This window comes from Variovorax sp. GW821-FHT09D07, assembly GCF_059416345.1.
Genome location: NZ_JBWKOY010000008.1, coordinates 265,308 through 290,378, shown reverse-complemented (window position 1 = coordinate 290,378; position 25,071 = coordinate 265,308). Strand labels below are relative to the sequence as shown.

Annotated in this window: 24 protein-coding genes; 4 read left to right on the top strand and 20 right to left on the bottom strand. The window is 67.8% G+C overall.

Features of this window, described 5'->3' with window-relative positions; all coding sequences use genetic code 11:
* Positions 1–57 precede the first annotated feature (57 nt).
* The gene (locus AC07OX_RS25660) at positions 58–966 is read left to right on the top strand and encodes a LysR family transcriptional regulator (protein WP_062476442.1); all 909 of its coding nucleotides are present in this window, start codon (positions 58–60) and stop codon (positions 964–966) included.
* 13 nt (positions 967–979) lie between these two features.
* On the opposite strand, the gene AC07OX_RS25655 is transcribed toward AC07OX_RS25660, so the two are convergent.
* From AC07OX_RS25655 to AC07OX_RS25640, 4 genes are all read right to left on the bottom strand, one after another.
* Positions 980–2,041 (bottom strand): DUF4241 domain-containing protein, encoded by a 1,062-nt coding sequence (locus AC07OX_RS25655; protein WP_495262156.1) that lies wholly within the window; start codon positions 2,039–2,041, stop codon positions 980–982.
* A 12-nt stretch (positions 2,042–2,053) separates the two neighbouring features.
* The gene (locus tag AC07OX_RS25650; RefSeq protein ID WP_495262157.1) at positions 2,054–3,451 is read right to left on the bottom strand and encodes a CoA transferase; all 1,398 of its coding nucleotides are present in this window, start codon (positions 3,449–3,451) and stop codon (positions 2,054–2,056) included.
* Positions 3,452–3,554: 103 nt separating this feature from the next.
* Positions 3,555–4,193, bottom strand: a complete 639-nt coding sequence (locus AC07OX_RS25645; protein ID WP_056573812.1) for a 3-oxoacid CoA-transferase subunit B — start codon at positions 4,191–4,193, stop codon at positions 3,555–3,557.
* Between the two features lies 1 nt (position 4,194).
* A complete protein-coding gene (locus tag AC07OX_RS25640; RefSeq protein WP_062476435.1) occupies positions 4,195–4,998 on the bottom strand; it encodes a CoA transferase subunit A in 804 nt (267 codons plus the stop codon).
* A 93-nt stretch (positions 4,999–5,091) separates the two neighbouring features.
* Between AC07OX_RS25640 and AC07OX_RS25635 the strand changes: the two genes are divergently transcribed.
* Positions 5,092–5,658, top strand: a complete 567-nt coding sequence (locus tag AC07OX_RS25635) for a LuxR C-terminal-related transcriptional regulator (protein ID WP_062476432.1) — start codon at positions 5,092–5,094, stop codon at positions 5,656–5,658.
* 139 nt (positions 5,659–5,797) lie between these two features.
* Here the strand turns inward: AC07OX_RS25635 and AC07OX_RS25630 are convergent, their stop codons facing one another.
* Positions 5,798–6,244, bottom strand: coding sequence for a GNAT family N-acetyltransferase (locus AC07OX_RS25630; RefSeq protein WP_495262158.1), 447 nt, complete (start codon positions 6,242–6,244; stop codon positions 5,798–5,800).
* A gap of 204 nt (positions 6,245–6,448) precedes the next feature.
* Here AC07OX_RS25630 and AC07OX_RS25625 point away from each other — a divergent pair, with 204 nt between their 5' ends.
* On the top strand, positions 6,449–6,595 hold the full coding sequence (locus AC07OX_RS25625) for a hypothetical protein (protein ID WP_167395007.1): 147 nt from the start codon (positions 6,449–6,451) through the stop codon (positions 6,593–6,595).
* A gap of 16 nt (positions 6,596–6,611) precedes the next feature.
* Here the strand turns inward: AC07OX_RS25625 and AC07OX_RS25620 are convergent, their stop codons facing one another.
* From AC07OX_RS25620 to AC07OX_RS25560, 13 genes are all read right to left on the bottom strand, one after another.
* Positions 6,612–7,577, bottom strand: a complete 966-nt coding sequence (locus AC07OX_RS25620) for a Bug family tripartite tricarboxylate transporter substrate binding protein (protein ID WP_495262159.1) — start codon at positions 7,575–7,577, stop codon at positions 6,612–6,614.
* A 46-nt stretch (positions 7,578–7,623) separates the two neighbouring features.
* Positions 7,624–8,004, bottom strand: coding sequence for a VOC family protein (locus AC07OX_RS25615; RefSeq protein WP_495262160.1), 381 nt, complete (start codon positions 8,002–8,004; stop codon positions 7,624–7,626).
* The gene (locus AC07OX_RS25610) at positions 8,001–8,984 is read right to left on the bottom strand and encodes a hydroxymethylglutaryl-CoA lyase (protein WP_495262161.1); all 984 of its coding nucleotides are present in this window, start codon (positions 8,982–8,984) and stop codon (positions 8,001–8,003) included. The genes AC07OX_RS25615 and AC07OX_RS25610 overlap by 4 nt, the downstream gene beginning before the upstream one ends.
* Complete coding sequence (locus tag AC07OX_RS25605) at positions 8,981–10,153, bottom strand: CaiB/BaiF CoA transferase family protein (protein WP_495262162.1); 1,173 nt, start codon at positions 10,151–10,153, stop codon at positions 8,981–8,983. Before AC07OX_RS25605 ends, AC07OX_RS25610 begins: the two co-directional genes overlap by 4 nt.
* A gap of 110 nt (positions 10,154–10,263) precedes the next feature.
* The gene (locus AC07OX_RS25600) at positions 10,264–11,037 is read right to left on the bottom strand and encodes a hypothetical protein (RefSeq protein WP_493192626.1); all 774 of its coding nucleotides are present in this window, start codon (positions 11,035–11,037) and stop codon (positions 10,264–10,266) included.
* The gene (locus tag AC07OX_RS25595) at positions 11,037–11,735 is read right to left on the bottom strand and encodes a phospholipase D-like domain-containing protein (RefSeq protein WP_159277368.1); all 699 of its coding nucleotides are present in this window, start codon (positions 11,733–11,735) and stop codon (positions 11,037–11,039) included. The genes AC07OX_RS25600 and AC07OX_RS25595 overlap by 1 nt, the downstream gene beginning before the upstream one ends.
* Complete coding sequence (locus AC07OX_RS25590) at positions 11,735–17,002, bottom strand: DNA repair ATPase (protein ID WP_495262163.1); 5,268 nt, start codon at positions 17,000–17,002, stop codon at positions 11,735–11,737. Before AC07OX_RS25590 ends, AC07OX_RS25595 begins: the two co-directional genes overlap by 1 nt.
* A gap of 12 nt (positions 17,003–17,014) precedes the next feature.
* Entirely contained in the window at positions 17,015–17,560 is a 546-nt protein-coding gene (locus tag AC07OX_RS25585; RefSeq protein WP_062476404.1) for a TFIIB-type zinc ribbon-containing protein, read from the bottom strand.
* 14 nt (positions 17,561–17,574) lie between these two features.
* A complete protein-coding gene (locus tag AC07OX_RS25580) occupies positions 17,575–19,743 on the bottom strand; it encodes a flotillin family protein (protein WP_062476401.1) in 2,169 nt (722 codons plus the stop codon).
* Positions 19,744–19,864: 121 nt separating this feature from the next.
* Positions 19,865–20,509 (bottom strand): OB-fold-containig protein, encoded by a 645-nt coding sequence (locus AC07OX_RS25575; RefSeq protein WP_095744901.1) that lies wholly within the window; start codon positions 20,507–20,509, stop codon positions 19,865–19,867.
* 42 nt (positions 20,510–20,551) lie between these two features.
* Complete coding sequence (locus AC07OX_RS25570) at positions 20,552–20,911, bottom strand: hypothetical protein (RefSeq protein WP_495262164.1); 360 nt, start codon at positions 20,909–20,911, stop codon at positions 20,552–20,554.
* 2 nt (positions 20,912–20,913) lie between these two features.
* Complete coding sequence (locus tag AC07OX_RS25565; RefSeq protein WP_495262165.1) at positions 20,914–21,627, bottom strand: PspA/IM30 family protein; 714 nt, start codon at positions 21,625–21,627, stop codon at positions 20,914–20,916.
* A 12-nt stretch (positions 21,628–21,639) separates the two neighbouring features.
* The gene (locus AC07OX_RS25560) at positions 21,640–22,056 is read right to left on the bottom strand and encodes a YjfI family protein (protein ID WP_062476391.1); all 417 of its coding nucleotides are present in this window, start codon (positions 22,054–22,056) and stop codon (positions 21,640–21,642) included.
* A gap of 141 nt (positions 22,057–22,197) precedes the next feature.
* Between AC07OX_RS25560 and AC07OX_RS25555 the strand changes: the two genes are divergently transcribed.
* Positions 22,198–23,115, top strand: a complete 918-nt coding sequence (locus AC07OX_RS25555; RefSeq protein ID WP_062476388.1) for a LysR family transcriptional regulator — start codon at positions 22,198–22,200, stop codon at positions 23,113–23,115.
* Positions 23,116–23,130: 15 nt separating this feature from the next.
* Here the strand turns inward: AC07OX_RS25555 and AC07OX_RS25550 are convergent, their stop codons facing one another.
* Both AC07OX_RS25550 and adh read right to left on the bottom strand, forming a co-directional pair.
* On the bottom strand, positions 23,131–23,508 hold the full coding sequence (locus tag AC07OX_RS25550) for a DUF779 domain-containing protein (protein ID WP_095947459.1): 378 nt from the start codon (positions 23,506–23,508) through the stop codon (positions 23,131–23,133).
* Positions 23,508–25,028, bottom strand: coding sequence for an aldehyde dehydrogenase (adh, locus tag AC07OX_RS25545; RefSeq protein ID WP_495262166.1), 1,521 nt, complete (start codon positions 25,026–25,028; stop codon positions 23,508–23,510). The genes AC07OX_RS25550 and adh overlap by 1 nt, the downstream gene beginning before the upstream one ends.
* Between the last annotated feature and the right edge of the window lie 43 nt (positions 25,029–25,071).

The window sequence follows — 25,071 nt, the reverse complement described above, 5'->3', positions numbered from 1 at the left end:
CATCGCTTTGCAAAAATGCAAAGCACCGCACGCCACCCTGCACGAGGCCGCACGCACATGGACTGGGACAACCTGCGCTACTTTCTCGAACTCGCCCGCTCGGGCACGCTGATGAGCGCGGCGCGCCGGCTGGAGGTCGACCACACCACCGTCGCGCGGCGCATCCAGGCACTCGAAAAGGAGGTGGGCGCGCCCCTCTTTTCGCGCGAGGCCGGCGGCCATCGGCTCACCGAGGCGGGCCGCCGGTTGCAGCCGCAGGTCGAGGCGATGGAGAGCGCCTTCCAGGCCGTGGAAAGCACCGCGCCAGCCTCGCAGGAAGGGCTGTCGGGGCTGGTGCGCATCGGCGCCACCGAGGGCTTCGGCACCGTGGTGCTGGCGCCGCAGCTGGCGCTGTTCGCGGTGCAGCACCCGAAGCTCACCATCGACCTGCTCGCGATGCCGCGGCTGGTGCACCTGTCGCGGCGCGAAGCCGACATCGTCATCTCGCTCGAACGGCCGGCGCGCGGGCCGGTGGTGGTCACCAAGCTCACCGATTACACGCTGCGCCTGTACGCATCCAAGCAGTACCTGGCCGCGCACAAGCCCATCAAGACGCGCGAGGACCTGCGCGGCCACACCTTCATCAGCTACGTGGACGACCTGCTGTTCAGCAAGGAGCTGCAGTACCTGGACGAACTGCACCGCCCCGACAGCTTTGCGCTGCGCAGCACCAGCGTGCTGGCGCAGCACCGGGCGGTGGCGGCGGGCGCGGGGATTGCGGTGCTGCCGGCGTTCATCGCGCAGGACGACCGCGCGCTCAAGCCGGTGCTGCCGGACGCGGCGAACTTCACGCGGACCTTCTGGATGTCGATGCCGGCGGAAACGAAGCACCTGGCGCGCATGCAGACCGTGTGGGAGTTCCTGCGCGCGACGGCCACGGCCCAACAGCAGGTGCTGTTGCCCGACAGCGCGGCGAACGCCAGGTGACCGGCTCGCGCGCTCAGGAAAACAGGCGCTTCAGGAACCCAGGCTTGGCCGCCGGCGCCGCGGCCTTCTCCAGCAGCTCAATGAGCCCATCCACGCGCGGCTTCTTGAGCCGGCGCGCGTAGTTGATGTAGCTCTCTTCCTCGTCCATGCGATAGAACTGCGGCGGCATCGGCAGTTGGCCTGGCACCGCCGCCAGCAGCACGCGCAGCGCATCCAGCTGGTTCATGCGGATGGCGCTCATGATCGCGGTCTCGCCGAGCGAAGGAATGATCTCGTTGGGCTGTGCGAGCCCACCGTCGAGCAGGGGCTGGATCGCCGCCGCATCGCCCTGGACCGCCGCCGCGCCCAGCGCTTCGAGCGCTGCCAGTTTCTCCGGTGAGAGACTGGCCAGGTAGGCGTCACTGCGCTTGTCGTCCTCGTCGCGCGCGTCACCGCCCTGCATGACCATGAAGTCGGTCACGAGCGCCACGGGCTCGCCCGCGGCGTCGAGCGCCCAGAAGCTCGGGTAGCTGCCGTCGCCCCAGCCGGCGCTGAAGATCAGCACGTTGTTCGCACTGCCCGCGCCCAGCGGGTAGTGGTCGGCGATGTCTGCCGAAGCGAGGTCGGCGCCGAGCACGTCGTCGTAGTAGCTGACGTACTCGGGGTTGGTGGCGGACTCGCGCGCCTCGCGCTCGGCCATGGCCTTGGCGCCGTCGGCGTCCATGAAGCAACCGACGCCGGCATCGACCGGGTAGCCATAGAACTCGTCGCTGCCGAGTTCATCCTGCGATTGCCCTTCGAGCAGCGCTGCTTCCCAGCGCAGCTCGCCCGCCTGCAGGCCGGCGCGTTCACGCAGCCACAGCACGGCCAGTGCATGGCGGCCGCCGCCTTGCAACACCTCGACGGGAAACGCGCCCCGCCCGCTCACGCTGCGAGCGAAAGGCTCGCGCTCAGGCTGCACCAGCGGGTCGCAGGCCACGATGCGGCCGCTCGTGAGGTTCAGGGCGCCGCAATGCTGGCGCTGCAGATGCCGTGCGCGCAGCGCCTCGTCGTCAAGAAAAATGCTCTGGAGGTTGTCGATGTCTAGATAGGCCATGCGCCCAGTTTCTCACTCCCCGGCAACGGCGGGCCACACGGGCGGATGGCTGCCCGGCGGCATCGACGGCCGGGGCCAGGTGGCCGGCGTGCGCGACAGCTGCGCGCTGTGGCGCACAGCCGCCAGTTCGCCGAAGCCCGAGGCAGACGTCTCGACGTACGGCGCGACATCGGCCCGCGCGATCGACAGCCCGCCGTCCACACGCCCCAGCCCGCGCAGCCACTGGCCCGTCTGCGCCAGCGACACCTGCACATGCCAGCTGCCGCCCTCCTGCTGCTGCCGCCACAGCGCCGTGGCGGCGCCCAGGGCGATCAGGTAGCCGCTGGCCTCGTCGAGGATCTGCATGGGCATCGGACGTGGCTTGCCATCGCCCGCCGCTTCGCCCTCGGCATGGTTGAAGCCCATGGCGGTCTGTACCAGCGAATCGAAGCCGCGCCGATCGGCCCACGGCCCCTGCGTGCCATAGGCCGTGAGCGAGACGCAGACGATGCCCGGCCGCTCGCGCGCCAGCGCCTCGGGGCCGAAGCCCAGCGCCGCGATGCCGCCGGGGCGGTAGCCCTGCACGAAGATATGCGCGTCGGCGACGAGGCCGTGCAGCACGGCGCGACCTTCGTCCGTGCACAGGTCCACGTGCGTCGAGAGCTTGCCGCGGCTGGTGTCGGCGATGGATTCGATGTTCGGCAGGTTGGGCGAATTGACCAGCATCACGTCGGCGCCATAGGCCGCCAGCGCCCGGCCGCCGACCGGCCCCGCGAGGATGCGTGTGAGGTCGAGCACGCGCAGGCCTTCGAGCGGGCGCTGGTCATCGCGCAGCGGCGGCAGCGCGCGCGGTGGTGCGTCGCCGATGCGCTCGATGGTGAAGAGCGGCTGGGCCGCGACCGCCTGCCCCTGCGGCGTGACGTCCCACTCATCGAAGCGGCGCAGCGCGGTGACCACGAGGCCTTGCGCGGCGGCGGCCGATTCGAAATCGACCGCGCGCCAGCCGGCCATCGCGGCCTCGGCGTCGGCGCGCGTGGCGCTGGCCGGGTCCAGCTTCATGAGGCGCAGCGCGCCTTCGCGGTGGTGTTTGAAGTTGGCGTGGATGCGCACCCAGCCGTCGGCGCAGCGGTACACGCCCGAGAAGGTGTCCCACAGATCGGGCACGCGGCCGTCGAGGCTGAACCAGCCCGTGCAGTCGAGCGCGGCATGCAGCGTGTCGACCGCGACCTCTTGCCGCGCCACGCCGCGCCGGTGTCCCAGCTCGCAGGCCGCGAGCGCGGCGGCGGCGATGCTGGCCTGCGCCGCGAGGCCGACCGCGAAGGACGACGGCAGCACCGGGTCGGTGCCCGTGAGCCGCGCGAAAGCCAGCGCCTCGGCGGGCAACCCCGCCAGTTGCCAGAGACCGGCCAGGACTTCTTCACTCGTTGCCATGCGTCAACCCTTCAGGGGAAAGAGGAAATGAAAAAGGCAGGGTCCGCTTGCGCGGCCCTGCCTGTGTTGTGTGTCGTTGCGTTCGCGACCTTGTGCCGATGGCTTACTGGATCAGCTTCGCACCGGTCTTGGCCTGCAGCGCATCGAAGCTCACGCCCGGCGCCAGCTCGATCACCTTGAGGCCTTCGGGCACGACGTCCATCACGGCCAGGTCGGTGATGATGCGGTCGACCACGCCCACGCCGGTCAGCGGCAGCGAGCATTGCTCGAGGATCTTCAGGTCTTCGGTGCCGTCCTTCTTCTTGGCCACGTGTTCCATCAGCACGATCACGCGCTTCACGCCAGCCACGAGGTCCATGGCGCCGCCCATGCCCTTGACCATCTTGCCGGGGATCATCCAGTTGGCGAGGTCGCCCTTGGCGCTGACCTGCATCGCACCGAGGATCGACAGGTTGATCTTGCCGCCGCGGATCATCGCGAAGCTGTCATGGCTGCCGAAGATAGCCGAGCCGGGCAGCGTGGTGACGGTCTGCTTGCCGGCATTGATGAGGTCGGCGTCGACGTTGTCTTCGGTCGGGAACGGGCCGATGCCGAGCATGCCATTTTCACTCTGCAGCCACACTTCCTTGGTGCCGGTGTGGTTGGCCACCAGGGTCGGAATGCCGATGCCGAGGTTGACGTAGAAGCCGTCTTCGAGTTCTTGGGCGGCGCGGGCCGCCATCTGGTCTTGGGTCCAGGGCATCTCAGGCTCCTTCTTTCTTGTTGACGGCCTTCACGGCCGATTCGCTGCCGGCGGCGGCGGCCTGGGCGATGGCGGTCTGGGCCTCGACCTTGGCGGCGGCGGCATCGACCGAGGCGCTCACGGTGCGCTTCTCGATGCGTTTTTCGGGCGTGGCGTTGAGCACCAGGCGGTGCACGTAGATGCCCGGCAGGTGGATGTCATCGGGGGCCAGTTCGCCCACTTCGACGATCTTCTCGACCTCGACGATGCAGACCTTGCCGGCCATGGCGGCGGCGGGGTTGAAGTTGCGTGCCGTGAGACGGAAGCGCAGGTTGCCGGCCTTGTCGGCCACGTCGGCCTTGACCAGCGCCACGTCGGGCACCAGCGAGTGCTCCATGACGTAGGTCTCGCCGCCGAACTCGCGCAGTTCCTTGCCTTCGGCCACTTGCGTGCCCACGCCGGTCTTCGTGAAGAAGGCCGGAATGCCCGCGCCGCCGGCGCGCAGCTTCTCGGCCAGCGTGCCTTGAGGCGTGAATTCGAGGGCCAGTTCACCGGCCAGGTACTGGCGCTCGAACTCCTTGTTCTCGCCCACGTACGACGCGATCATCTTCTTGATCTGGCGCGTCTCGAGCAGCTTGCCAAGGCCGAAACCGTCGACGCCCGCGTTGTTCGAGATGACGGTGAGGTTCTGCACGCCGGAATCCTTGAGCGCGTCGATCAGCGCTTCGGGAATGCCGCACAGGCCGAAGCCGCCGACCGCGAGCGTCTGCCCGTCGGCCACGACCCCCTTGAGTGCCGCGTCTGCGGAGGGATAAATCTTGTTCACTCGGGCTCCTTGATGGGTGGTGGAGAGTGGGTGGGAAAGGCTTCAACGATACTACCTACTCGCATACGTAGTATTTCGTAATGGTGACCCCCGATGCCCGAGATCGATTACCGGCTGGCTTTTGAACATGCACCCGTCGGCATGGTGGTCTCGAGCAACCGCACCATCGTCGCCTGCAACCAGCGTGTGTGCGAAATTTTCGGCGCGGAGCCCTCTGCATTGGTCGGGCATTCGTTCAGCATCCTGTACCCCAGCGTGGCCGAATTCGAGCGCATCGGCAAGCGCATGGAGCCCTTTCTGAACGCCAGCGGCCACTATGCAGACAACCGCATGATGAAGCGACTGGGCGGGCTGCACGGCGCGCTGGCCGGCGAGACCTTCTGGTGCCACGTCACCGGCCATGCGATGAACCGCGCGGCGCCGCACGAAGCCGGCATCTGGACCTTCGAGGACCTGGGCTCGCGCCGCGCGGTGAAGGCGGAGCTCACGCCGCGCGAGCGGGAGGTGGCGGCTCAGGTGATGCGCGGGCTGACTTCGAAGGAGATCGGGAAGGCGCTGGGCATCAGCCATCGCACGGTGGAGCTGCATCGGGCGCGGTTGATGCGCAAGTACGCGGCTGCGACGACTGCGGAGCTGGTGCAGAAGTTGATTGCGGGGTGATTCTTTTCAGGGCGCGTGCACAGGCCACCGGGTACTTCCCTCCGCGAATGTCCCCCGGGCTTCGCCCTCCTCCTTGATTTCGCTGCGGGAAGCACCCAGTGTCCTGCGCACACTGAGTGCGGTCGTGGTGCGGGGCGCGCTAGAGCACCATCTCCATGCGCACCAGGTCTCGCAGCGGAATGCCGTTCTGCTTCGTCGCCTTGCCCCAGCGGCGCACGAAGTAGTCGACGTCGACCCCGACGATCCGAAAGCCGAAGCGTTGGTAGAAGGCCAGCCCGCGCAGGCTGCTGTTGCCCGTGCCGACTTCGAGCCGATGCGCGCCGCGCTGCTTGGCAAGGGCTTTCGCCTTCTTCAGCATCGCGGTGCCGATGCCCTGGCCCTTGTGGGCTTCGGCCACGGCGATGTTCATGATCTCCCAGGTGTCGACGCGCGTGGCCATGAGCACCATCTGGCCGACGACCTCGCCCGCCTGTTCGGCCAGCCATTGCTCGCCGCGCAGCAGGTACTTTTCGATCTCGGGGCACGGGCCGTCCGCGTCGAACAGGAGCGGCCAGGGCACCGCATCCGCCGGGGTGGCCCTGCGCATCGTCAAACCCGTTCCGTGTGTGTTTCGTTCTTTCCGTTGCATGACTCCATTCTGAGTTCTGGGCAAAAGTTCCCTGCCAGAACCCCGGGATCGTTGCGAAAACGGAAACGCCGTGTCGACAAAACCCATGCGTCATCGCACGTTGAGAGGCCTATCGTGGAACCCACGCGAGCACACCGTTCGCCCCACACAGGAGCAGACACCATGTCCACACCCCTTCATTCGGAAAAGAACCTCCTTCAGCAAACCAGGCTGTCCGTGGCCCAGGCCCGCGCGCTGGCCGGGCACCAGGTGCCCGTGGCGCTCGGCCTCGCGGCGGTGATCCTGTCGGTGCTGGGCGTCAAGCCCTGAACCTGGCCGGGGGCCTTCACTCCGGCTTGATGTCGGCGCCCTTGATCACCTTCGACCAGGCTGCGAGTTCCTGGTCGACGAACCTGCCCAGCGTGGCCGGGTCCATGTAGGTCGCGAAGGCGCCCTGCTCGTCCACCTTCTTGCGGAAGGCCTCGCTCTCGACGATCTTTTTGATCTCGGCGCTGAGCTTGTTCACCACCTCGGGCGGCGTCTTCGCCGGCGCGAACACCGCGAACCACGACTCGACCTCGTAGCCCGGCAACCCGGCCTCGGCCGAGGTCGGCACGTTCGGCATCGACGCGTGCCGCTTGCTGCCCGTGTACGCCAGCGGCTTGATGCGCCCGCCCGCGAAGTGGCCGATGACCGAAGGCGGCGTGGTGATGAAGATGTCGACATTGCCCGCCACCAGGTCGTTGATGGCCGGCCCCGAGCCCTTGTAGGGCACGTGCGTGGCCGGCTGCTTGGTCTGGCGCGACAGCAGCTCGCCGGCGATGTGCTGGATCGAGCCGTTGCCCGATGAGGCGTAGAACAGGCCGCCCTCCTTTTTCCTGCCGTACTCGATGAGTTCCTTCATCGAGGTCACCGGCAGCTTGCCGCTCACCGCGACCACGTGCGGCGCGCGCATCACCATCGCCACCGGCACGAAGTCTTTGGTCGGGCTCCAGCGCAGGTTCGGGTACAGCGACGGGTTGCCGACGTGGTAGCCCGAGTACTGCAGCAGCAGCGTGTAGCCGTCGGGCGCGGCGCGAGCCACGAACTCGGTGCCGATGTTGCCGCTGGCGCCGGGCTTGTTGTCGACCACGACCGGCTGGCCCAGCGCGCGCTGCAGCGGGTCGGCGACCAGCCGCGCCATGATGTCGGTGGAGCCCGCGGGTGCCGTGGGCACCACGAAGGTCAGGGGTTTCGAGGGCCAGGTGTCGGCGTGCGAGGCAGCAGCGGCCAGCGCGAGGCCGACCGCGAGCAGGCGGTGAGCGAGGTTCATGGGTTTGTCTCCGGTGGTTTTTTGTGGACTGTCTTCGGGCTGCGCGTCAGTGCGCCAGCTCCGAAATCTCGATGAGATTCAGGTCGGGGTCGCGCACGTAGACCGAGCGAATGCGCGACGTGGCGCCTGTGCGCATCACGGGGCCCTCGAGGATCGGCACGCCCTGCGCTTGCAGCCGCGCGACGACTTCTTCGAGCGGCACGCTGGCGATGAAGCACAGGTCGAGCGAACCGGGCGTGGGCACGTTGGCCTTGGGCTCGAACTCGTGGCCCTTCACGTGCAGGTTGATCTTCTGGTTGCCGAAGCGGAAGGCCTTGCGGCCGGCGCCGAAGGTTTCCAGCGTCATGCCCAGCGCCTCGACGTAGAAGCGCACACAGGCTTCTTCGTTGGCGGTCGTGAGCACCAGGTGATCCAGGTGGTCGATCATGCGTTCTCCTTCTTGATGGGACGCGCCTTTGCGCGCTCAACGATGGCGTTGAAATCGGCCGGCGGCGCATGGCGCGTCAGCCGGTGTCGGGCACGCGAGACCTGACCGGGCAGTACGTGCTGCACGAGCGATTCGAGTTCAGCCGCTGCGCCGACCAAGCCATCGAGGTCCATGCCGGTGTCGTAGCCCATGCACTGCAGCATGTGGACCACGTCCTCGGTCGCAACATTGCCCGTCGCGCCCGGCGCATAGGGACAGCCGCCGATGCCGCCAAGCGACATGTCGAGCCGGTGGATGCCCACCTCGACCGCGGCGATGGTGTTCGCCAGGCCCATGCCGCGCGTGTTGTGGAAATGCGCTGTCCATTCCAATGCGGGATGCCGCGCACGCACGGCCTCGCACACAGCCTGCACCTGCGTGGGATAGGCCATGCCGGTGGTGTCGCACAGCGTGAGGCCCTGCACGCCCAGCGCCGCGAAGCGGTCGGCCCAGCCGAGCACCGTTGCGAGCGGCACCTCGCCTTCCATCGGGCAGCCGAACACGCAGGAGAGCGACACGTTCACCGGCACCTTCGCCTGCTTCGCCAGCGCGATCACCTCAGCCAGCTGGGCGAAGGACTGCTCGCGCGTCATCCGCAGGTTGCTGAGGTTGTGCGTCTCGCTGACGGACATGACGATGTTGAACTCGTCGATGCGGCTTTCCAGTGCGCGCTCGGCGCCGCGCACGTTGGGCACGAGCGCGGTGTAGACCACGCCCGTTCGGCGCGCGATGCGCTGCATCACCTCTTCGCCGTCGCGCAGCGCGGGAATGGCCTGGGCCGAGGTGAACGAAGTGACCTCGATCTTGGCGTAGCCGAGCGTGCTCAGCCGGTCGATCAGCGCGACCTTGTCGTCGCTGGGAATGAAGCGGCTTTCCATCTGGAAGCCGTCGCGCGTGGCGACCTCGTTGATGAACAGCCGCGTGCCGTTGCCGGTTTTCATACGGCCTCGCTTTCGACGCTGCGCACCGGCCAGCCGGCTCCCTGCAGGTCCGCCGTGTGTTCACCCAGCAGCGGCGCTGCATGCGCGATACGCCCTGGCGTGGCACTGAGCTTGGGCACCACGCCCGGCACCTTGAGCAGCGCGCCGTCGGAGCCGCGCGCCTGCACGATCATCTCGCGCGCCAGGTACTGCGGATCGGTCGCGATGTCGGCCACCGTGTAGATGCGCCCGACCGGCACGCCGGCCGCATCGAGCACGGCCAGCACCTCGTCGCGGCTGCGCTGCAGGGTCCAGGCTTCGATGGCGGCGTCGATCTCTTCCACGCGCAGCACGCGGCCGTCGTTGTGCACGAGGCCGGGGTCGTTCTCCAGGTCCGTGCGGTCGATGGCGCGCATCAGCCGGCGGAAGATGCTGTCGCCGTTGCCCGCCACCAGCACGTAGTGGCCGTCGCTGCAGCGGTAGGCGTTGGTCGGCGCGATGCCCGGCAAGGCGCTGCCGGCCCGCTCGCGCACGGCACCGAAGGCGTCGTACTCGGGCAGCAGGCTTTCCATCACGTTGAAGACCGACTCGTACAGCGCCACGTCGATGAACTGGCCCTCGCCGCCGTGGGCCGTGCGGTGGTGCAGCGCCGTGAGCACGCCGATCACGCCATGCAGCGCAGCCAGCGTGTCGCCGAGCGAGACGCCCACGCGCACCGGCACCCGGCCGGGTTCGCCGCTCAGGTAGCGCAGCCCGCCCATCGATTCGCCGAGCACGCCGAAGCCCGGCTTGTCGCGGTAGGGGCCGGTCTGCCCGTAGCCCGAGATGCGCAGCATGATGAGCCGCGGGTTCAGCGCATGCAGCTGCTCCCAGCCCAGGCCCCAGCCTTCGAGCGTGCCGGGCTTGAAGTTCTCGATCAGCACGTCGGCCTCGAGCGCCAGGGCGCGCACGGCCTCCTGCCCTTCGGTGCTGCGCAGATCGAGGCACACCGAGCGCTTGTTGCGCGACTGCACCTCCCACCACACCGAGGTGCCATCGCGCAGCAGCCGCCACTTGCGCAGCGGATCGCCGACGCCGGCGGGCTCGACCTTGATCACGTCGGCGCCGAACTCGGCGAGCGTCTTGCCGGCGAACGGGCCGGCGATGAGCTGGCCGAGCTCCAGCACCTTCAGGCCTTCGAGTGCGTTCATCTTTCTCTGTCTCCAGGTGGGTTGCCCCGACTCTAGGAACAGATGGCGACGAACGGAATTGCTCGGATGGCAGCAGGCCTTCGCGAAACGCGAAGACCCTGCGGTGCGCCCTACTTTTTCTTCAGCGTGGACGCAGGCTTGGCAACCACCGGCGGCTCGGCCGGCGTCTTGACCCAGCCGCGCAGCATCACGCCCAGGCAGATGCCGGCCGCGAAGATCAGCCAGTACACCCACGACGGCAGGTTCTCCACACCGCTGTGCAGGTTCATGCCGAAGGCCGCGCCGATGGCCATGAGCGGAAAGGTCAGCGCGGCGATGGTGTTCAGCTTGTGCTGCGCACGGCTCATCTCGAGGGCCGAGTGCGCCTGTGCTTCGGCGGCGCGTGCGAGCCGGTAGTCGAGCGACATGCGCGTGTCGGCCAGCAGCAGCTCGAAGCCGCGAGCGATTTCCACCGCGAGGTCGCGCTGGTCGATGAGCATCAGGTCGCCCTTCACCGCATCGCGCGCGGCCTGCAGCGTGTCCTGCATGTTCCGCGCGGCGCGGGTGAGCGGGATCAGCGGCCCGAGGATCTGGAACAGGTCTTCCGAGGTCTCGGCGGCCTGGTGGCGGATCTCGAAGGTGCTGAACGCCGCGCGGTAGCTCTCGAGCAGCTTGGCGAGCGCGCGCTCGCCGGGGTTGTTGCCCTTGTGCAGCCAGGCGCCGTCGGGCTTGCGCAGGAACACGATGGGCTTGCGCTCGGCGCCGGTGCCCGAGGGCGGCTCGTGCAGGATCACCATCAGGTGCTCCTGCTCATGGATGATGCGCTGCGCGCCGTAGGTGCTGCCGCCCAACCGCTGCTGCATGGCGGCGGGCAGTTCCCAGTCGTAGTCGATTCGTCTTGGCATCAGGGGGCCTGCAGTTCTTTCCACAAGGTGTCGAATTCGTCCGCGAAGCGGCGCACCAGCGGCGGGTCGTTGCTCAGCACCAGGTTCTCCTCGTTGTACTCGCAGGCGCTGCGGGTCCAGTTGTAGCTGCCGTTGAGCAGCCGCGCGCCGTCGAAGATCGCGAACTTGTGGTGCATGTGGGCCTCGGTGCGGTCCACCGCCACCGGAATGCCGGCCGCGCGCAGCTGGCCGACGTCGCTGCCGCGGTCGTATTCCTTGTCGTTGTCGGTGATGAAGCGCACCGTCACGCCGCGCCGGTGCGCCGCCAGCACCTCGGCGGTGATGCGGTCGTCCGACAGCGTGAACACGCACAGGTCGACCGCGCGCTTCGCCGTTCGCAGTTGCTGGTTGATCGCCTGCAGGCAGGCCGTGCCGGGGCTGAAGTAGGCCTGCGAGCGCACCGTGACGCTGTCGGGCGAGCGACCGGTGTCGATCGCGCGCACCACGCCTTCGAGCCACTTGAGCAGCGACAGCTGCTCGGGGTCGGCGGTGCGCGAGCGCACGAGGTCGAAGGCGCGGTTGCGCAGCTGGCGCAGGCCGTCTTCGGGCGGCGAGGCCTCGCGCAGGGTGTGGACCAGCACGCGGCGCTCGTCGTCGCTCAGGCGCGCGTCGGCCAGGGTGGCGTCGAGTTGGGCCAGCAGTTCGGGCAATGCGGACATCAGTGATCCTTGTCAGCTTTGGGCGGAGATGGTGGCTGTGGCACGCGCTTGGGTGCGGCCCGCGTGGCCTGCACCTCGGCGGCGAGGCGCTCCATGTCCTGCTTGATCGAACGGTCGAGTTCGAGCCGGCGCTCGGTGGCGGTCACCAGCGGCAGGATCAGCTCGCGGTAGGTCACGGCGATCTGCAGCATGGCGTCGGCCAGGCGCTGGCTCTCGTTCGGCCCCTCTGCGGCAGGCTTGGGCTCGGGCTTGAGCGCATCGACCGCGCGCGCCACGTCGAGCATGCTGCTCGCGATGCGCTGGCTGCCGTCCACGTCGGCGCCTCCGAGCTTTCGCTGGCGCACGAACTCGTCGCAGATGGCGGTCCAGCGGGTGCTTTCCTCCGGCGTCGGACTGCCGAGCAGTTGCGCGAGGCGCAGCAGGTTTTCCTCGGCGCCGGTGGTCAGCGTCTGGGCCTCGCCGCGGTAGTGGTCGCGCAGCAGCGCATCGAGCTCCTCATCGCGCATCAGCGGCGTGATCTTGCCAGCGAGCTTGGTCATGTTGCGGTAGCTGCCCTGCAGCTTGAACGGCGGCGCGGTGCGGTAGCTCTCCTGCTGCGCAGCCGAGGCGATGTAGGCCAGGTTGACCTTCAGCAGCAGGTCTCGCGCGCGGAACAGGCGCTGCAGCAGCGCCTTGATCTCTTCCAGCTCGACCGAACTGTAGGCGTGCGAGAGCGCGCTGCTCGGCACGTCGTGGCCCTGCGCCATCTTCACCAGCAGCTGCACGTCCTTCGGATCGCGCGAGGCCAGCGGCATCAGCGTGGGGTTGGAGGTCAGGCTGTTCTCGATGTACGAGAGCGCGAACGCCGCCTCGCGGCCCGACAGCACATCGCCCAGGTTGTAGATGTCGGCGCGGTTGGCCAGCATGTCCGGGATCTTGAACACGTCGCCCGACTCGGTGTAGGGGTTGCCCGCCATCACGATCGCGAAGCGCTTGCCGCGCATGTCGTAGCTGCGCGGCTCGCCGTTCCACACACCCTCGATGCGGCGCGTGCCGTCGGCCAGCGCGATGAACTTCTGCAGGAACTCGGGGCTGGTGTGCTGGATGTCGTCCAGGTACAGCATCACGTTGCTGCCCATGGCCAGGCCCAGGTTGAGCTTTTCCAGCTCCTGCCGTGCGGCGCTGTTGGGCGCGTTCGCCGGGTCGATGGCCGTCACGCCATGGCCCAGCGCCGGGCAGTTGATGCGCACGAAGATCAGGCCGAGGCGGTCGGCCACGTACTCCATGAGCGTGGTCTTGCCGTAGCCGGGCGGCGAGATCAGCAGCAGCAGGCCCATGCGGTCGGTGCGGCTGCCCTCGCCCGCCGAGCCGATCTGCTTGGCCAGGTTGTCGCCGATGATGGGCAGGTACAGCTCGTCGATCAGCTGGTTGCGCACGAAGGTCGACAGCGGCTTGGCCTGGAACTGGCTCAGTTTGAGCCGCGCCTTCTCGCGCTCGAGCAGCTCGTGGCGCAGGCTGTGCAGCGCCTCGTAGCCCGGCACCGCGTGCATCGTGTGGAACAGGAAGCGGCGCCAGAAGTCGTTGAGGTTCAGCGTGAGGCGCCCTTCGGCGACGCGCGGGTGCTCGCCACGCAGACCCTCGACGGTGCGGTCGAGCGCCGCGTTGACGCGGGTGCGCTGCAGCGGCATGGCCAGCACGCTGGCCGCGTCGTCGGTCCAGTCGACCGATTGCGGCGCCTGGTGCGTCGCGTAGGCGCGCACCCAGTCGCGCGCCAGGCGCCAGCGCTCGGCCGGCGGTGCAGCGTCGAGGTCGTGCTGCCATGCATCGCGCCGGCCGCCGCGCTCCAGCTCGCGCAGCAACGCCGCCGCGAGGTCCTCGCCCGCGCCGGACACGGCCCAGGTCTCGCCGCCATGCGGGCTGGCGAGCTCGCGCACGAGGTACGCTGCGGCCTGGTCGCACAGGGTGGTCACACGGCCGTCGTGCGCGTCACGTGTTTCGTCGTTTGCGGTGTCGGCCACAGGCAGCAGGTCGGGCACCACGTCGCGGGCGAAGTGGTTCAGTGCACGCGCGATGTCGGCTTCGAGCTGCTCCAACGCATCGCGCCGGCCGAACAGCGCCAGCATCTGCATCGCGGCCCGTGCGCGGCGCAGCATCGACTCGCGGTGTGCGATCAGGTGGCCGTGCTGCCAGTAGAGCAAGGCCAGCGCGCGTTCGGTCGGACCCCAGGCGAGCAGGCCTGCCTGGTCCTGCATGCCGACGAGCGCGCCCAGCAGGCGCATCGCGTCGTCGTCATGGATACCCTTCTGGTGGCCCTCCTGGTAGCGCGCCGCAGCGAAGCGGCGAACCATATCGAGCAGCTGCGGATGCAGCGGGTCTTCGGCCAGCAGCGTGAGCACTTCGGCCCACGTGCGCTCGGCCTTGCCGTCGAGCAGCGCCTCCAGCAGCCGGCCCGCGAGGTATTCGGCACGCGACAGCTCGGGGGTCTCGGACACCAGCGACTGGTTCCAGTAGCGCTGCAGCGGCAGCAGCCGGGGTTCGTCGACCGGGCTCTGGTAGTCGGTGCCCGTCACCTGGTAGGCCATGCCTTCGTCGCGGGCCACGAGCGTCAGGTCGACCGGCTGGCGGTGCACGGTGAAGGCGTGGCGGCCCAGGCGCAGCGTGTCGCCGCCCTCGCTCACCAGCTCGCGCTTGTCGCGGATGGAACGCAGCGCCTGGTCGCGCGCGGTCTTCAGGCGCGTGTCGAGCTCGTCGGCCGGCACCGCGGCGCCCAGCGTGCGCAGGTCGGCGATCAGCGTGTGCAGCTTGCCGATCATCGGGTCGGCCGCGAAGTAGCTGTGCACCTGCGTCAGATCGCCGAACTGCGCGATGCGGCGCGGAATGCCGTCGAGGATGCGCCCTGCGGCGTCGACCACGCCCTGCGCGCGGCGCTGGCGGGCGTCGACCAGGCTCTGGCGCCGCGCGGACAGCGCCTCGTACACGGTCTCGCGCTTTTCGGCGATGTCGGCCAGGAAGTCTTCCTGTTCGGCGAAGCGGCCTTCGATCTCTTCGAGCTGGGCCAAGAGGCGCGTGAGCGCGTCGTCGCACTTCTCGGGCGTGTCGGCGAACTCCAGCGCGTTCTCGACCGCCTGGCTGAAGAGCTTGAACTGCGCGCCGAACTCGGCACGCGCCTCGGTCGCGCCCAGCGACTTGCGCCGCGCGCGCGCATCGGCGCGCATGCGATTGATATCAGCGTAGATCAGCGAGATGCGGTCGAGGATCGACGTGCGGATCACCGCATCGCCGCCCGGCAGGCTGCCCAGCTGCTCGGTCAGCAGGTCGAGGCCGGCCGCCTGCTCGTCGAGTGTGGCGAGCATCTGCCCGAGCGCAGGCGACGTGGCCAGGTTGGGCAGTTCGAGCGCGAGCTTGTCCAGCGCCTGGCGCTGGCCGTGGAAGGCCGTGTCGGCCGCCAGGAACTGCATGGCGCGCTCGCCGATGCGCTGCTGCTCGACCTCGAGCGCGGCGTCCATCGCGGCGATGCGCGGCAGGTCGGCATAGCGCAGCTCCTTGAGCATCTGCAGCGCGCCGCGCCGCTCGCGCAGCCGGCCCAGCGCCTTCACGAAATCGTCGGGCGCACGCCAGAGGGTGCTGGCAATGTCGACCAGCAGCGCGTGCTGCTCGTCTTCCGCGCGGGCCAGCGCGCGCGCGGTTTCCCGGCGGATGGTGTCGACCTTTTCGAACTCGGCCAGCGTGCTGCGCGCCACCTCGGCGATGCTGCGCAGCTCGCCCATGAGGCCGGTGGCCTCGGGCGCGTCGAGCCAGAAGTAGGCGTCGCTCACGCGGGTGCACTGGCGGATCAGGTCTTCGTAGGCAGCGCGCGTGGGCGCCTGCTCGCGCACCGCGCGGGCGATGCCCATGAGGTCGCTCACGCCACGCACCAGCTCGGCATTGCCGATCTTGCCGAAGAAGCCGGTGGCGGGCGGCTGCGCGCTCACGTGCTCTTCGCTGGCGAAAGGCGTCTGCCACAGCTGCATCGGGTGCACGCGCGTGGGCTCAACGTCGTCGCCGTTGAACACCAGCATGCGGCCGTCGGCAAAGCGCGCGTAGCCGTTGGCGATGATCGGCGTGGCGAGCTTCTTGTCGATCAGGTTGTAGTTGAAGAGCGCATAGCGCCCGGGCTTCGGGTCGTAGAACACATAGGCCACGTCTTCGCCGTTGGGCGAGCGCAGCATGCGCTTGAAGCGCAGGTTTTCCACCACCTCGGCCGGCAGGTCGAAGCGCTTGTACTCGCCCGACTGCAGGTAGTAGCCGCCCGGAAAGATGATGCCGTGGTCTTCGGGCAGCTGCACGCAGGAGCCGCCGATGGCGTCGATGCGCTCGACCTGCTGCGTGCGGATGTTGAACACCAGGTAGCGCGTGACCTGCTCGCGGTAGGGCTTCACGCGCAGCAATATCAGCATGCCCAGCTTGGCCCAGGCGATCTCGGCGTCGGTGAGCGACTGGCTCTTGTCCTCCACCGGCTCGCTGTAGATGCCCAGCCCGGTCTCGGTGTTGTTCTCGATCTTGACCGTGAGGTCGCCGCCCAGCGTCTCGACGAACACGGTGTCGAGCACGTTCACGTGCGGATGCTTGCCGCCCACATGGTCTTCGCGCGTGGCGACGGTCCACTCGAAATCGTGGCTCGCGGGCAAGGCGATGTCGCGCTCGCCGCGGTTGTCGATGTAGTGGATGCCGCCATCGCGCTCGATGGCCCAGCGGAACACGCGCACGTCGTGCAGCTGCTGGCCGATCTGGAACGAGGCGAGCAGCTTGTCCTGCGTCACGCGCAACTGCAGCAGCGTGGCCTGCTTGTAGTAGGCGTAGAGCTCGCGGAAGTCAGAGGTGAAGCGCGCGTCTTCGAGGAAGCTGCCCGCCAGCGGCACGGGCTGCAGCTCGTCGTTCTCTGTGGCGGCTTCGCCCGGCGTCGCGAGCCGGTAGAGGCCGAACACATCGCCCACGGCCGTCTCCTTGCGCAGGCCGATGAAGACGTTGTAGCCAAACAGGAGCAGGTCGCCGATGCGCACGATGTCGCGCGCCACGGCGTTGTTCTCGGTGCGCGCGCGGGTGCGCAGGATCAAGGTCTGGTCGGAGCGGCCGAACTCGGCCAGGCGCTGCTCGTTGAGCGCCTGCGTCTTCTTCAGCAGGCCCTCGCCCTGGGTTTCGAGCCGCTTCTTCAGCAGGTCGTAGCTGCCGCTGCCGGAGACCAGCGCTTCGGTGGGGTCGATGGGGGCCTGGGCGCCGGGCGGCGCTGCGGTGTCGTCGGTGGGTTGCATGGATCGGCGCGGTCAGTCCGCGCGCAGCAGTGCGAGCAATTCGTCGCGGTGAGGCTGGGTGTCGAGCCAGGCGCGGATGCGGTCCAGCTCGTCGATGCAGTCGTCGCCGTAGCGGCGGCGCAGCGCGGCCAGGCGCGCCTCGCGCACCTCCTCGGTCTGCAGCCGGCGCTGCCAGCCGTCGGACAGCAGCTCGTCGAGCCGGCCGGCCAGGCCGCGGCTCACGAGGGCGCGCCATTCGCCCTGGTCGAACCAGAGGTTCTGGCAGGCCACGCAGCGGTCGATGCGGAAGTCGGGCCCGGCGCTCACGCGCAGGCGCTGCATCAGCCGCTCGCACTCGGGGCAGTGGCGCACGGCGGCGACGTCGAACACCTCGATCACCTCGTCGTCGACCTCATGCGGCACGCGCTTCGGGTCGGCGGCCTTCCAGCTGCGCCAGTCGTCCATGTCCATCACCATGCCGTGGCAGTCGCCGCACTGCACGCCGAGCAGGGCTTCGGCGAGTGCGACGGGCTGCATCGCGGCATGGGCGGCGCAACTGCACTTCAGGTTCGGGTTCATCGCGCGCCCCCGGCTCAGTTGCGGAAGGAGGAGATCAGGTTCTGCAGCGCCGACTTCTGGCTTTCGGTGCCGTCGTTGGCGATCTTGCTCATCAGCGAGGCGACGCTGAGATTTTGGATTTCGCCCGACGAATTGCCCAGCGCGCCGACGATGTCGCGCAGGTCCTTCACCACGTCGCGTTCGCCCGAGAGCTGCTCCTTGAAAGCGACCTGCACCGCCTGGCTCTTGGAGATGACACCGTCGATGCCCTTGCCCACGGAGAGCGAGCGCACGAAGCTGTCGAAGTAGTCGCCCGAGCCGCCCACGATGTCGATCTTGGCATTGGCGAGCGCGGTGCCCAGCACGTCGGCCTGTTCCTTGGCGATGGAGGTCTGCGCATCGATGCCCTTCATGGTTTCGATGTGCGACTTTTCCAGGCGCATGCGGAACTCTTCGTGGTCGCGGGTCTCGGGGCTCATGGACTTCATGGCCTCGAACTTCTCGTGCAGGCCCTTGGCCTCGGCGTTGAAGCGCGCTTCGATGACCTGCGCATCGGCCTGGCCCGACTTGAGCGTGGCCTCGGCGTCGGCCGTGCGCACGTTGACTTCGGCGAGGCCCAGCTTTTCCTTGCCCGAGGCCTCGGCCTCGAACTTGGCCCGCATGCCGGCGGCTTCGGCTTGCGAGCGGGCCTCGATGACCTGCGCATCGGCCTGGCCGGCCTTGAGGATCGCGTCGGCATCGGCCTGGCGCACATGCACATCGGCCAGGCCCAGCTTTTCCTTGCCCGAAGCCTCGGCTTCGAAGCTTGCCAGCTTGGCCTGGGCCGTGGCGATTTCGACCTTGGCGGCGGCCAGGCCCGGTGCGGCGGAAATGGCTTCCACGCCTTCGGCTTCGCGCTTCTTCGATTCGGCGTCGCGCTCGGCCACCTTGAGCTTGGCATCGGCCAGCGTGAGTTCTTCGGCGGCCTTGTGGCGGGCGCGCTTTTCTTGCGTTTCGGCGGCCTTCACGTCGAGCACCATCTTCTCTTCGGCCTGGCCCTCGGCCATGATCACGACCGACTTCTTGGTGCGCTCGGCCTCGGCGACCACGCGCAGTTCCTTGATGGCTTCTTCCTGCTCGGCCACGGTGCGCTCGACCACGATGCGCTCGCGAATCACATCGGCGATGGCCTTCTTCTGCACTTCGACGGCCTTGTCTTTTTCAATGCGCTGCAGGGTCACTTCCTTCTCGCGATCGACGATTTCGAGGTCGCGGGCACGCGTGACCTTTTCTTCCTCGATGGCCACCGCGCGCTTGCGGTTGTTCTCGGCCACTTCCTTCTCGCGCTGCACGTTCTCCTGCTGCACCGAGACGGATTGCTCGGCCATGAGGCGCGCGGTTTCGGACTTGGTGCGCTCTTCGGACTGGATCTTGGAGGTTTCGGCTTCTTCGCGAGCGCGCACGCTGGCAATTTCGCGCTGCTGGCGCGCGGTGGCGTCGGCCTGCTGGCGCTCGAGTTCGAGCAACGCTTCTTGCGTCTCGACGTTCTTCTTCTTGATCTGCATTTCCTCGTTGCGGCGCAGTTCGTTGGTGCGCACATGCTCGACCGCCGTCAGCTCGGTGATCTTCTTGATGCCCTGCGCATCGAGGATGTTGTTGGCATCGAGCTCCGACAGCGGCGTCTGCTCGAGGTAGTCGATGGCGGCGTCTTCGAGCACGTAGCCCGAGAGGTCGTTGCCGATCTGGCTGATGATCTCGTCGCGGAAGCCGTCACGCGCCTGGTACAGGTCGACGAAGTCCATCGACTTGCCCACCGTCTTGAGCGCTTCGGAGAACTTGGCCGAGAACAGCTCTTCGAGCGTCTCGTGGTTCGATGCCCGCGCACAGCCGATACCCTGCGCCACCTTCAGAACGTCGTCGGCGGTCTTGTTGACGCGCACGAAGAACTTCACCTTGATGTCCGCGCGGATGTTGTCGCGGCAGATGAGGCCTTCGTTGCCCGAGCGGTCGATCTCGATGGTCTTGACCGAGATGTCCATCAGCTCGGCCTTGTGGATGATCGGGTAGACCATGCGGCCGGTGAAGGTCACCTCGGGCTCGGCGCGCAGCGTGTTCACGATGAGTGCGTGGCCCTGTTCGATCTTGCGATAGAACTTGGCGAACATCGCGAACAGGCCGAGGATGACGACGGCCAGTATGACCACGGCGAAGATGATGGGCTCCATTTTTTCTCCAGATGCTTTAAGAGCGAGCGAACGAACTTGGGTGAGGGATGCGCGCAGTCAGACGGTGTGAACGAATCCGGCGTGGCCGATGAGCGGACATGGCGGGGTCGTTCACGCCTTCTCAGACGATGTCTTCGTGCGCCGCGATGAGGTAGCGCGCGGCCACCTCGTCGTATTCGAGGATGAGCGCGTGCGAGCCGCGCTTGAGGGCGTTGGGCGTGGGCGCCCAGACGCGGATGTTGAGGCTGGCGCCGCGGCGCGCCACTTCGGCGCGGCCGTCCTTCTCGTTCACCACGCCGGTGACGACGCGGCAGACCTGGCCCACCAGCGCCGCGTTGCTCACGGCCGTGTGGCTCACGAAGAGGCCCTTGAGCGGGCGGATGGCCACCGCCGTCACCGGGATGGCAAGGGCTGCACTGGCCACCAGCAGCACCGTGCCGGCCACCAGCTTGAGCACCATCGTCGGCACCAGCGGCAGCAGCCACTCGCCGCCCAGGCACGAGAGCGTCCAGGCCACGAGCACCAGCAGGCTCACGGCCACCGAGAACGGCACGCCGTTCAGGCCGAAGGCGACCACGTAGCTCGCGATCTGGCCCATGTCGCTGGTGTCGCCGTCGGCATGCGTCTGCAGGTCGACGTCGATCCCGCTGCTCTCGAAGTCGACCATGCCGACCACCGCGAGCACCCAATAGATCACCACGACACCGAGCAGCACCGTGTAGATCGCGGTGGGGTACCCCGTCACCGCTCCCATGAAATCGCCCATTGATCCTCCCGCGTGCGGGTTGGTTGTTGTTCTCTTTTCTTCTTACCTGCCGCCCGGCTTCTTCGTGCCGGCGTTCTTCTTGTTCGCCTTGCCTGCAAAGGCAATCAGTTCGCGCGTGGCCCTCTCCTTGATGGCCAGGCGGTCGTCGGGTGACAGACCATACCGCGCCGCCAGGAATTCGTAGTCGGCCGCGTTCAACGACACCGTGAGACGCGGCCGCTTCGGCTTCGAGGTGGTCGCCAGCCCCAGCACCTGCCGGATCTGGTCGGGCGTGGACACATGCTGCTCGAACGCCGCGGTGCGCACGGCCTCGAGCACGGCTTCTTCCACGTCGAAGGCCACCTGGACCGCGCGGATCGCCTCGTCCGAGCCTTGCCAGCGTACCGGCTTGACCCGCACCATCGTCACTCCGGAGCCGGTTCGGACGGCTTGGCCTGCCGGGCGCGGATGCGCTCCATCACCTTGCCAGTGCGGTCGGCATCGTTGCCGATGCCCGCCGCGGCCAGCTTCTTCTCGAGCGCGCTGTGGCCGAGCTCGTCTTCGAGCTGCTGGCCTGCCGCCATGCGATCAGACAGATCCTCGTGGCGCGAGCGGATGCGTTCCAGCGACTCGCGCGCACTGGCCAAACGCGAGCCGCCGCTGCCGATGTTCTCGGAGATCGACTGCGTGGCGCGGTAGACGCTCTCGGTGGTCTTGGCGATGCCGATCTCGCGCTCGTGCTCGCGGATGCGCGCCTCGGCCGACTTGATCAGGTCCTTGAGCCGCGACACCTGCAACGCATACGAGGCGTGGGCCTTGGCCTGCTCCTCGAGCTCCTGTTCAAGCGTGCCGACCTTGGCCGCCACGTCGAGCGCCAGGCCTTCCTGGGTCTTGTTGAGGGCTTCGAGCGCCAGGCCTTCGTAGCGCGCGACCTCGCCCTTCAGGCGTTCGATTTCGCGGGCCGACTGCATCTCCTTGGCCATGACGCCCGTGAGGTCGCCCTTGGCCTTTTCGATGCTGTGCTTGGCGTCGATGATTTCCTGCTCGTAGATGCGCGTGGCGTTGCTGTCGATCACGCTCTCGCCGATTTCGCGGGCGCTGCCGCGCAGCAAGGTGACCAGCTTCTTGATGACTGTCATGATGATCTCCGCTTAATTCAGGAATTCGGACAAGGCGTCGAGCGCATCGAGCGCGTTGTCGCTGAGCACGGCCACTTCGCGTGCGATGTCTTCCACGCTCGCGTTGCGCCCCAGCGCCCCCGTGAGCACGTAGCGCCCGCCCACACGCCCGAAGGACGACAGCGGCACGGACGGATTGAGGTCGAGCAGCGATTCGAGCAGCTCGGTGCGCCGCGCGGGCTTCACGTCTTCCTCGGTCCAGAGGTAGCAGATGCAGATGATCTGCATGTCGGAACTGGTGACGAAGATCGGCAGCTCATCGCGCCCCTCGATGCTCACCTGGACCACCGGCGTGCTGCCCGGAATCGGCTGCAGCTGAACAGACAGCCCACCCATCGCGGCACCGGCCAGCACGTCGAGGCCTTCGAGTTGATCCAGCAGTGATTGCATACCTCTCCTTTGGGTTGTCTACCGTGGGAAGCGCGCGATGCTTCGATGGATTCACTATAGGTGTAGCGACATAACATGTCAAAAATTCTTTTAACCCACGCGCATGACTTTCGGCACTGGCGCGCTCTCTAGAATCCGCCAATGGCCAGCACCATCAACCCCGCGCGTGTCGATTTCGTGACGCTGCGCCTGTTCTGCGCCGTGGCCCAGTCGGGCAGCATCACCAAGGGCGCGGAGGCGTGTCACCTCGCGCTCTCGGCGGCGAGCCGGCGCCTGTCCGACTTCGAAGCGGCCACAGGTTCCAAGCTGCTCGAACGCAGCGCCCAGGGCATCGCGCTCACACCCGCCGGGCACGTGGCGATGCAGCATGCGATGCGCCTCTTCCAGGGCTTCGAGCAGTTCAGCAACGAGCTGGGCGACTACGCCAGCGGCGTGCGCGGCCATGTGCGGCTGTGGGCCAACATGTCGGCGCTGACGGAGTTCCTGCCGACCACGCTGGCGGCGTTCCTCGGGCAGCATCCCGATATCCGCGTCGAGGTCGAGGAACAGCTCAGCGGCGACATCGTGCGCGCACTGGTCGACGGCCTCGCCGACGTCGGCGTGTTCGCCGAGAACACGCCCGCCTACGGCCTCGACGTCGCGCCCTTCCAGACCGACGAGCTCGTGGTGCTCTGCGCCAGGCCGCACCCGCTGGCACGCCTGCGTGCGAAACAGGTCGACTTCAAGACCTGCCTCGCGCACGAGTTCGTGGGGCTGAACCGCAGCAGCTCGCTGCTCGAGCTGACCTCGCGCGCCGCCGAGCAGGCCGGCATTCCGATGCGCCTGCGCGTGCAGGTGCGCAGCTTCGATGCGATGTGCCACATGATCGCGGCCAACCTCGGCATCGGCGTGGTGCCGCTGGCCGCCTGCAAGGCGCAGGTGGCCGCGCTCGACCTGAAGGTGGTGCACCTGAAGGACACGTGGGCCACGCGGCGCCTGCTGATGGCGACGAAGACGGGCGCGGCGCTGACGCCGGCGACGCAGTTGCTAGTGCGGCAGCTGCTCGCTTCGTCGAACTGACGACCGGCCCGGGCCCTACTCCGCCCCCTCGGCCTCGAGCACCGCCCACTCCGCCTCCGTGAACAGCCGCGAGCGCGTCAGAAAGCGCACGCCCAGCGGCCCTTCGAGCGAGAACATCCCGCCGCGCCCCGGCACCACGTCGATGATCAGCTGCGTGTGCTGCCAGTATTCGAACTGCGGCCCGCTGATGTAGAACGGCATGCCGCCGATGCGCCCCAGCAGCCGGTCGTAGTCACCCACGATGAACTCGCCCTGGGCGTAGCACATGGGCGCGCTGCCGTCGCAGCAGCCGCCCGACTGATGGAACATCAGCGGGCCGTGCCTGGCGGCGAGGTCGTCGATGAGCGCGAGCGCCGCGTCGGTCGCGGTGACGCGCAGGACCTCGCCGGTCATCAGAAGAAGCCCAGCTTGTTCTCGCTGTAGCTCACGAGCAGGTTCTTGGTCTGCTGGTAGTGGTCGAGCATCATCTTGTGGTTCTCGCGCCCGATGCCCGACTGCTTGTAGCCGCCGAAGGCCGCATGCGCCGGGTACTGGTGGTAGCAGTTGGTCCACACGCGCCCCGCCTGGATGCCGCGGCCCATGCGGAAGGCACGGTTCATGTCGCGGCTCCACACGCCGGCGCCCAGGCCGTAGAGCGTGTCGTTGGCAATCGCCAGCGCTTCTTCCTCGTCCTTGAAGGTGGTGACCGACACGACCGGGCCGAAGATTTCCTCCTGGAAGATGCGCATCTTGTTGTGGCCGCGGAAGACGGTCGGCTTCACGTAGTAGCCGTCGGCCAGATCGCCTTCGAGCTGCTGGCGCTCGCCGCCGATGAGCACCTGCGCGCCCTCCTGCCGGCCGATGTCCAGGTAAGACAGGATTTTTTCCAGCTGCTCGCTCGAGGCCTGCGCGCCGATCATGGTGGCCGCGTCGAGCGGGCTGCCCTGCTTGATGGCGGCCACGCGCTTCAGTGCGCGCTCCATGAAGCGGTCGTAGATCGACTCTTGAATGAGCGCGCGGCTCGGGCAGGTGCAGACCTCGCCCTGGTTCAGCGCGAACATCGTGAAGCCTTCGAGCGCCTTGTCGAAGAAGGCGTCGTCGCGCTCCATCACGTCGGCAAAGAAGATGTTGGGCGACTTGCCGCCCAGCTCCAGCGTCACAGGAATGAGGTTCTGGCTCGCGTACTGCGAGATCAGCCGGCCCGTGGTGGTCTCGCCGGTGAAAGCGATCTTGCCGATGCGGTTGCTCGACGCCAGTGGCTTGCCCGCCTCCACGCCGAAGCCGTTGACGATGTTCAGCACGCCCGGCGGCAGCAGGTCGCCGATGACCTCCATCAGCACCAGGATCGACACCGGCGTCTGCTCGGCGGGCTTGAGCACCACGCAGTTGCCGGCCGCCAGCGCGGGCGCGAGCTTCCACACGGCCATGAGGATCGGGAAGTTCCACGGAATGATCTGGCCGACCACGCCGATGGGTTCATGAAAGTGGTACGCGAAAGTTTCGTGGTCGATCTCGCTGATGCCGCCTTCCTGCGAGCGGATGCACGAGGCGAAGTAGCGGAAGTGGTCGATGGCCAGCGGCAGGTCGGCAGCCATGGTCTCTCGGATCGGCTTGCCGTTGTCCCAGGTCTCGGCGGCGGCCAGCATGGCCAGGTTTTCCTGCATGCGGTCGGCGATGCGGTTCAGGATGTTGGCGCGCTCAGTGGTCGATGTGCGACCCCAGGCGCCCTTGGCCTTGTGGGCGGCGTCGAGTGCGCGCTCGATGTCGGCGGCGCTGGAGCGCGGCACTTCGCAGAAGACCTTGCCGGTGACGGGCGTGATGTTGCCGAAATACTGGTTCTCCACCGGCGCGACCCATTCGCCGCCGATGTAGTTGCCGTAGCGCTTCTTGAAAGGCACCGCGGTACCGAATTTGCCCGGTTCGAGCATGTCCATGGGTTGTCTCCGTTGGGTAAGGTGTGAACGGGCGCCGCGACAT

Bases quoted from the DNA above. Each gene is read 5' to 3' on its own strand.
- AC07OX_RS25590 (WP_495262163.1), bottom strand. From the start codon at position 17,002: ATGCAACCCACCGACGACACCGCAGCGCCGCCCGGCGCCCAGGCCCCC.
- AC07OX_RS25575 (WP_095744901.1), bottom strand. From the start codon at position 20,509: ATGGGCGATTTCATGGGAGCGGTGACGGGGTACCCCACCGCGATCTAC.
- AC07OX_RS25605 (WP_495262162.1), bottom strand. From the start codon at position 10,153: ATGAACGCACTCGAAGGCCTGAAGGTGCTGGAGCTCGGCCAGCTCATC.
- AC07OX_RS25550 (WP_095947459.1), bottom strand. From the start codon at position 23,508: ATGACCGGCGAGGTCCTGCGCGTCACCGCGACCGACGCGGCGCTCGCG.
- AC07OX_RS25660 (WP_062476442.1), top strand. From the start codon at position 58: ATGGACTGGGACAACCTGCGCTACTTTCTCGAACTCGCCCGCTCGGGC.
- adh (WP_495262166.1), bottom strand. From the start codon at position 25,028: ATGGACATGCTCGAACCGGGCAAATTCGGTACCGCGGTGCCTTTCAAG.
- AC07OX_RS25595 (WP_159277368.1), bottom strand. From the start codon at position 11,735: ATGTCCGCATTGCCCGAACTGCTGGCCCAACTCGACGCCACCCTGGCC.
- AC07OX_RS25625 (WP_167395007.1), top strand. From the start codon at position 6,449: ATGTCCACACCCCTTCATTCGGAAAAGAACCTCCTTCAGCAAACCAGG.
- AC07OX_RS25615 (WP_495262160.1), bottom strand. From the start codon at position 8,004: ATGATCGACCACCTGGATCACCTGGTGCTCACGACCGCCAACGAAGAA.
- AC07OX_RS25655 (WP_495262156.1), bottom strand. From the start codon at position 2,041: ATGGCCTATCTAGACATCGACAACCTCCAGAGCATTTTTCTTGACGAC.
- AC07OX_RS25650 (WP_495262157.1), bottom strand. From the start codon at position 3,451: ATGGCAACGAGTGAAGAAGTCCTGGCCGGTCTCTGGCAACTGGCGGGG.
- AC07OX_RS25600 (WP_493192626.1), bottom strand. From the start codon at position 11,037: ATGCCAAGACGAATCGACTACGACTGGGAACTGCCCGCCGCCATGCAG.
- AC07OX_RS25645 (WP_056573812.1), bottom strand. From the start codon at position 4,193: ATGCCCTGGACCCAAGACCAGATGGCGGCCCGCGCCGCCCAAGAACTC.
- AC07OX_RS25555 (WP_062476388.1), top strand. From the start codon at position 22,198: ATGGCCAGCACCATCAACCCCGCGCGTGTCGATTTCGTGACGCTGCGC.
- AC07OX_RS25560 (WP_062476391.1), bottom strand. From the start codon at position 22,056: ATGCAATCACTGCTGGATCAACTCGAAGGCCTCGACGTGCTGGCCGGT.
- AC07OX_RS25620 (WP_495262159.1), bottom strand. From the start codon at position 7,577: ATGAACCTCGCTCACCGCCTGCTCGCGGTCGGCCTCGCGCTGGCCGCT.
- AC07OX_RS25580 (WP_062476401.1), bottom strand. From the start codon at position 19,743: ATGGAGCCCATCATCTTCGCCGTGGTCATACTGGCCGTCGTCATCCTC.
- AC07OX_RS25610 (WP_495262161.1), bottom strand. From the start codon at position 8,984: ATGAAAACCGGCAACGGCACGCGGCTGTTCATCAACGAGGTCGCCACG.
- AC07OX_RS25635 (WP_062476432.1), top strand. From the start codon at position 5,092: ATGCCCGAGATCGATTACCGGCTGGCTTTTGAACATGCACCCGTCGGC.
- AC07OX_RS25630 (WP_495262158.1), bottom strand. From the start codon at position 6,244: ATGCGCAGGGCCACCCCGGCGGATGCGGTGCCCTGGCCGCTCCTGTTC.
- AC07OX_RS25565 (WP_495262165.1), bottom strand. From the start codon at position 21,627: ATGACAGTCATCAAGAAGCTGGTCACCTTGCTGCGCGGCAGCGCCCGC.
- AC07OX_RS25585 (WP_062476404.1), bottom strand. From the start codon at position 17,560: ATGAACCCGAACCTGAAGTGCAGTTGCGCCGCCCATGCCGCGATGCAG.
- AC07OX_RS25570 (WP_495262164.1), bottom strand. From the start codon at position 20,911: ATGGTGCGGGTCAAGCCGGTACGCTGGCAAGGCTCGGACGAGGCGATC.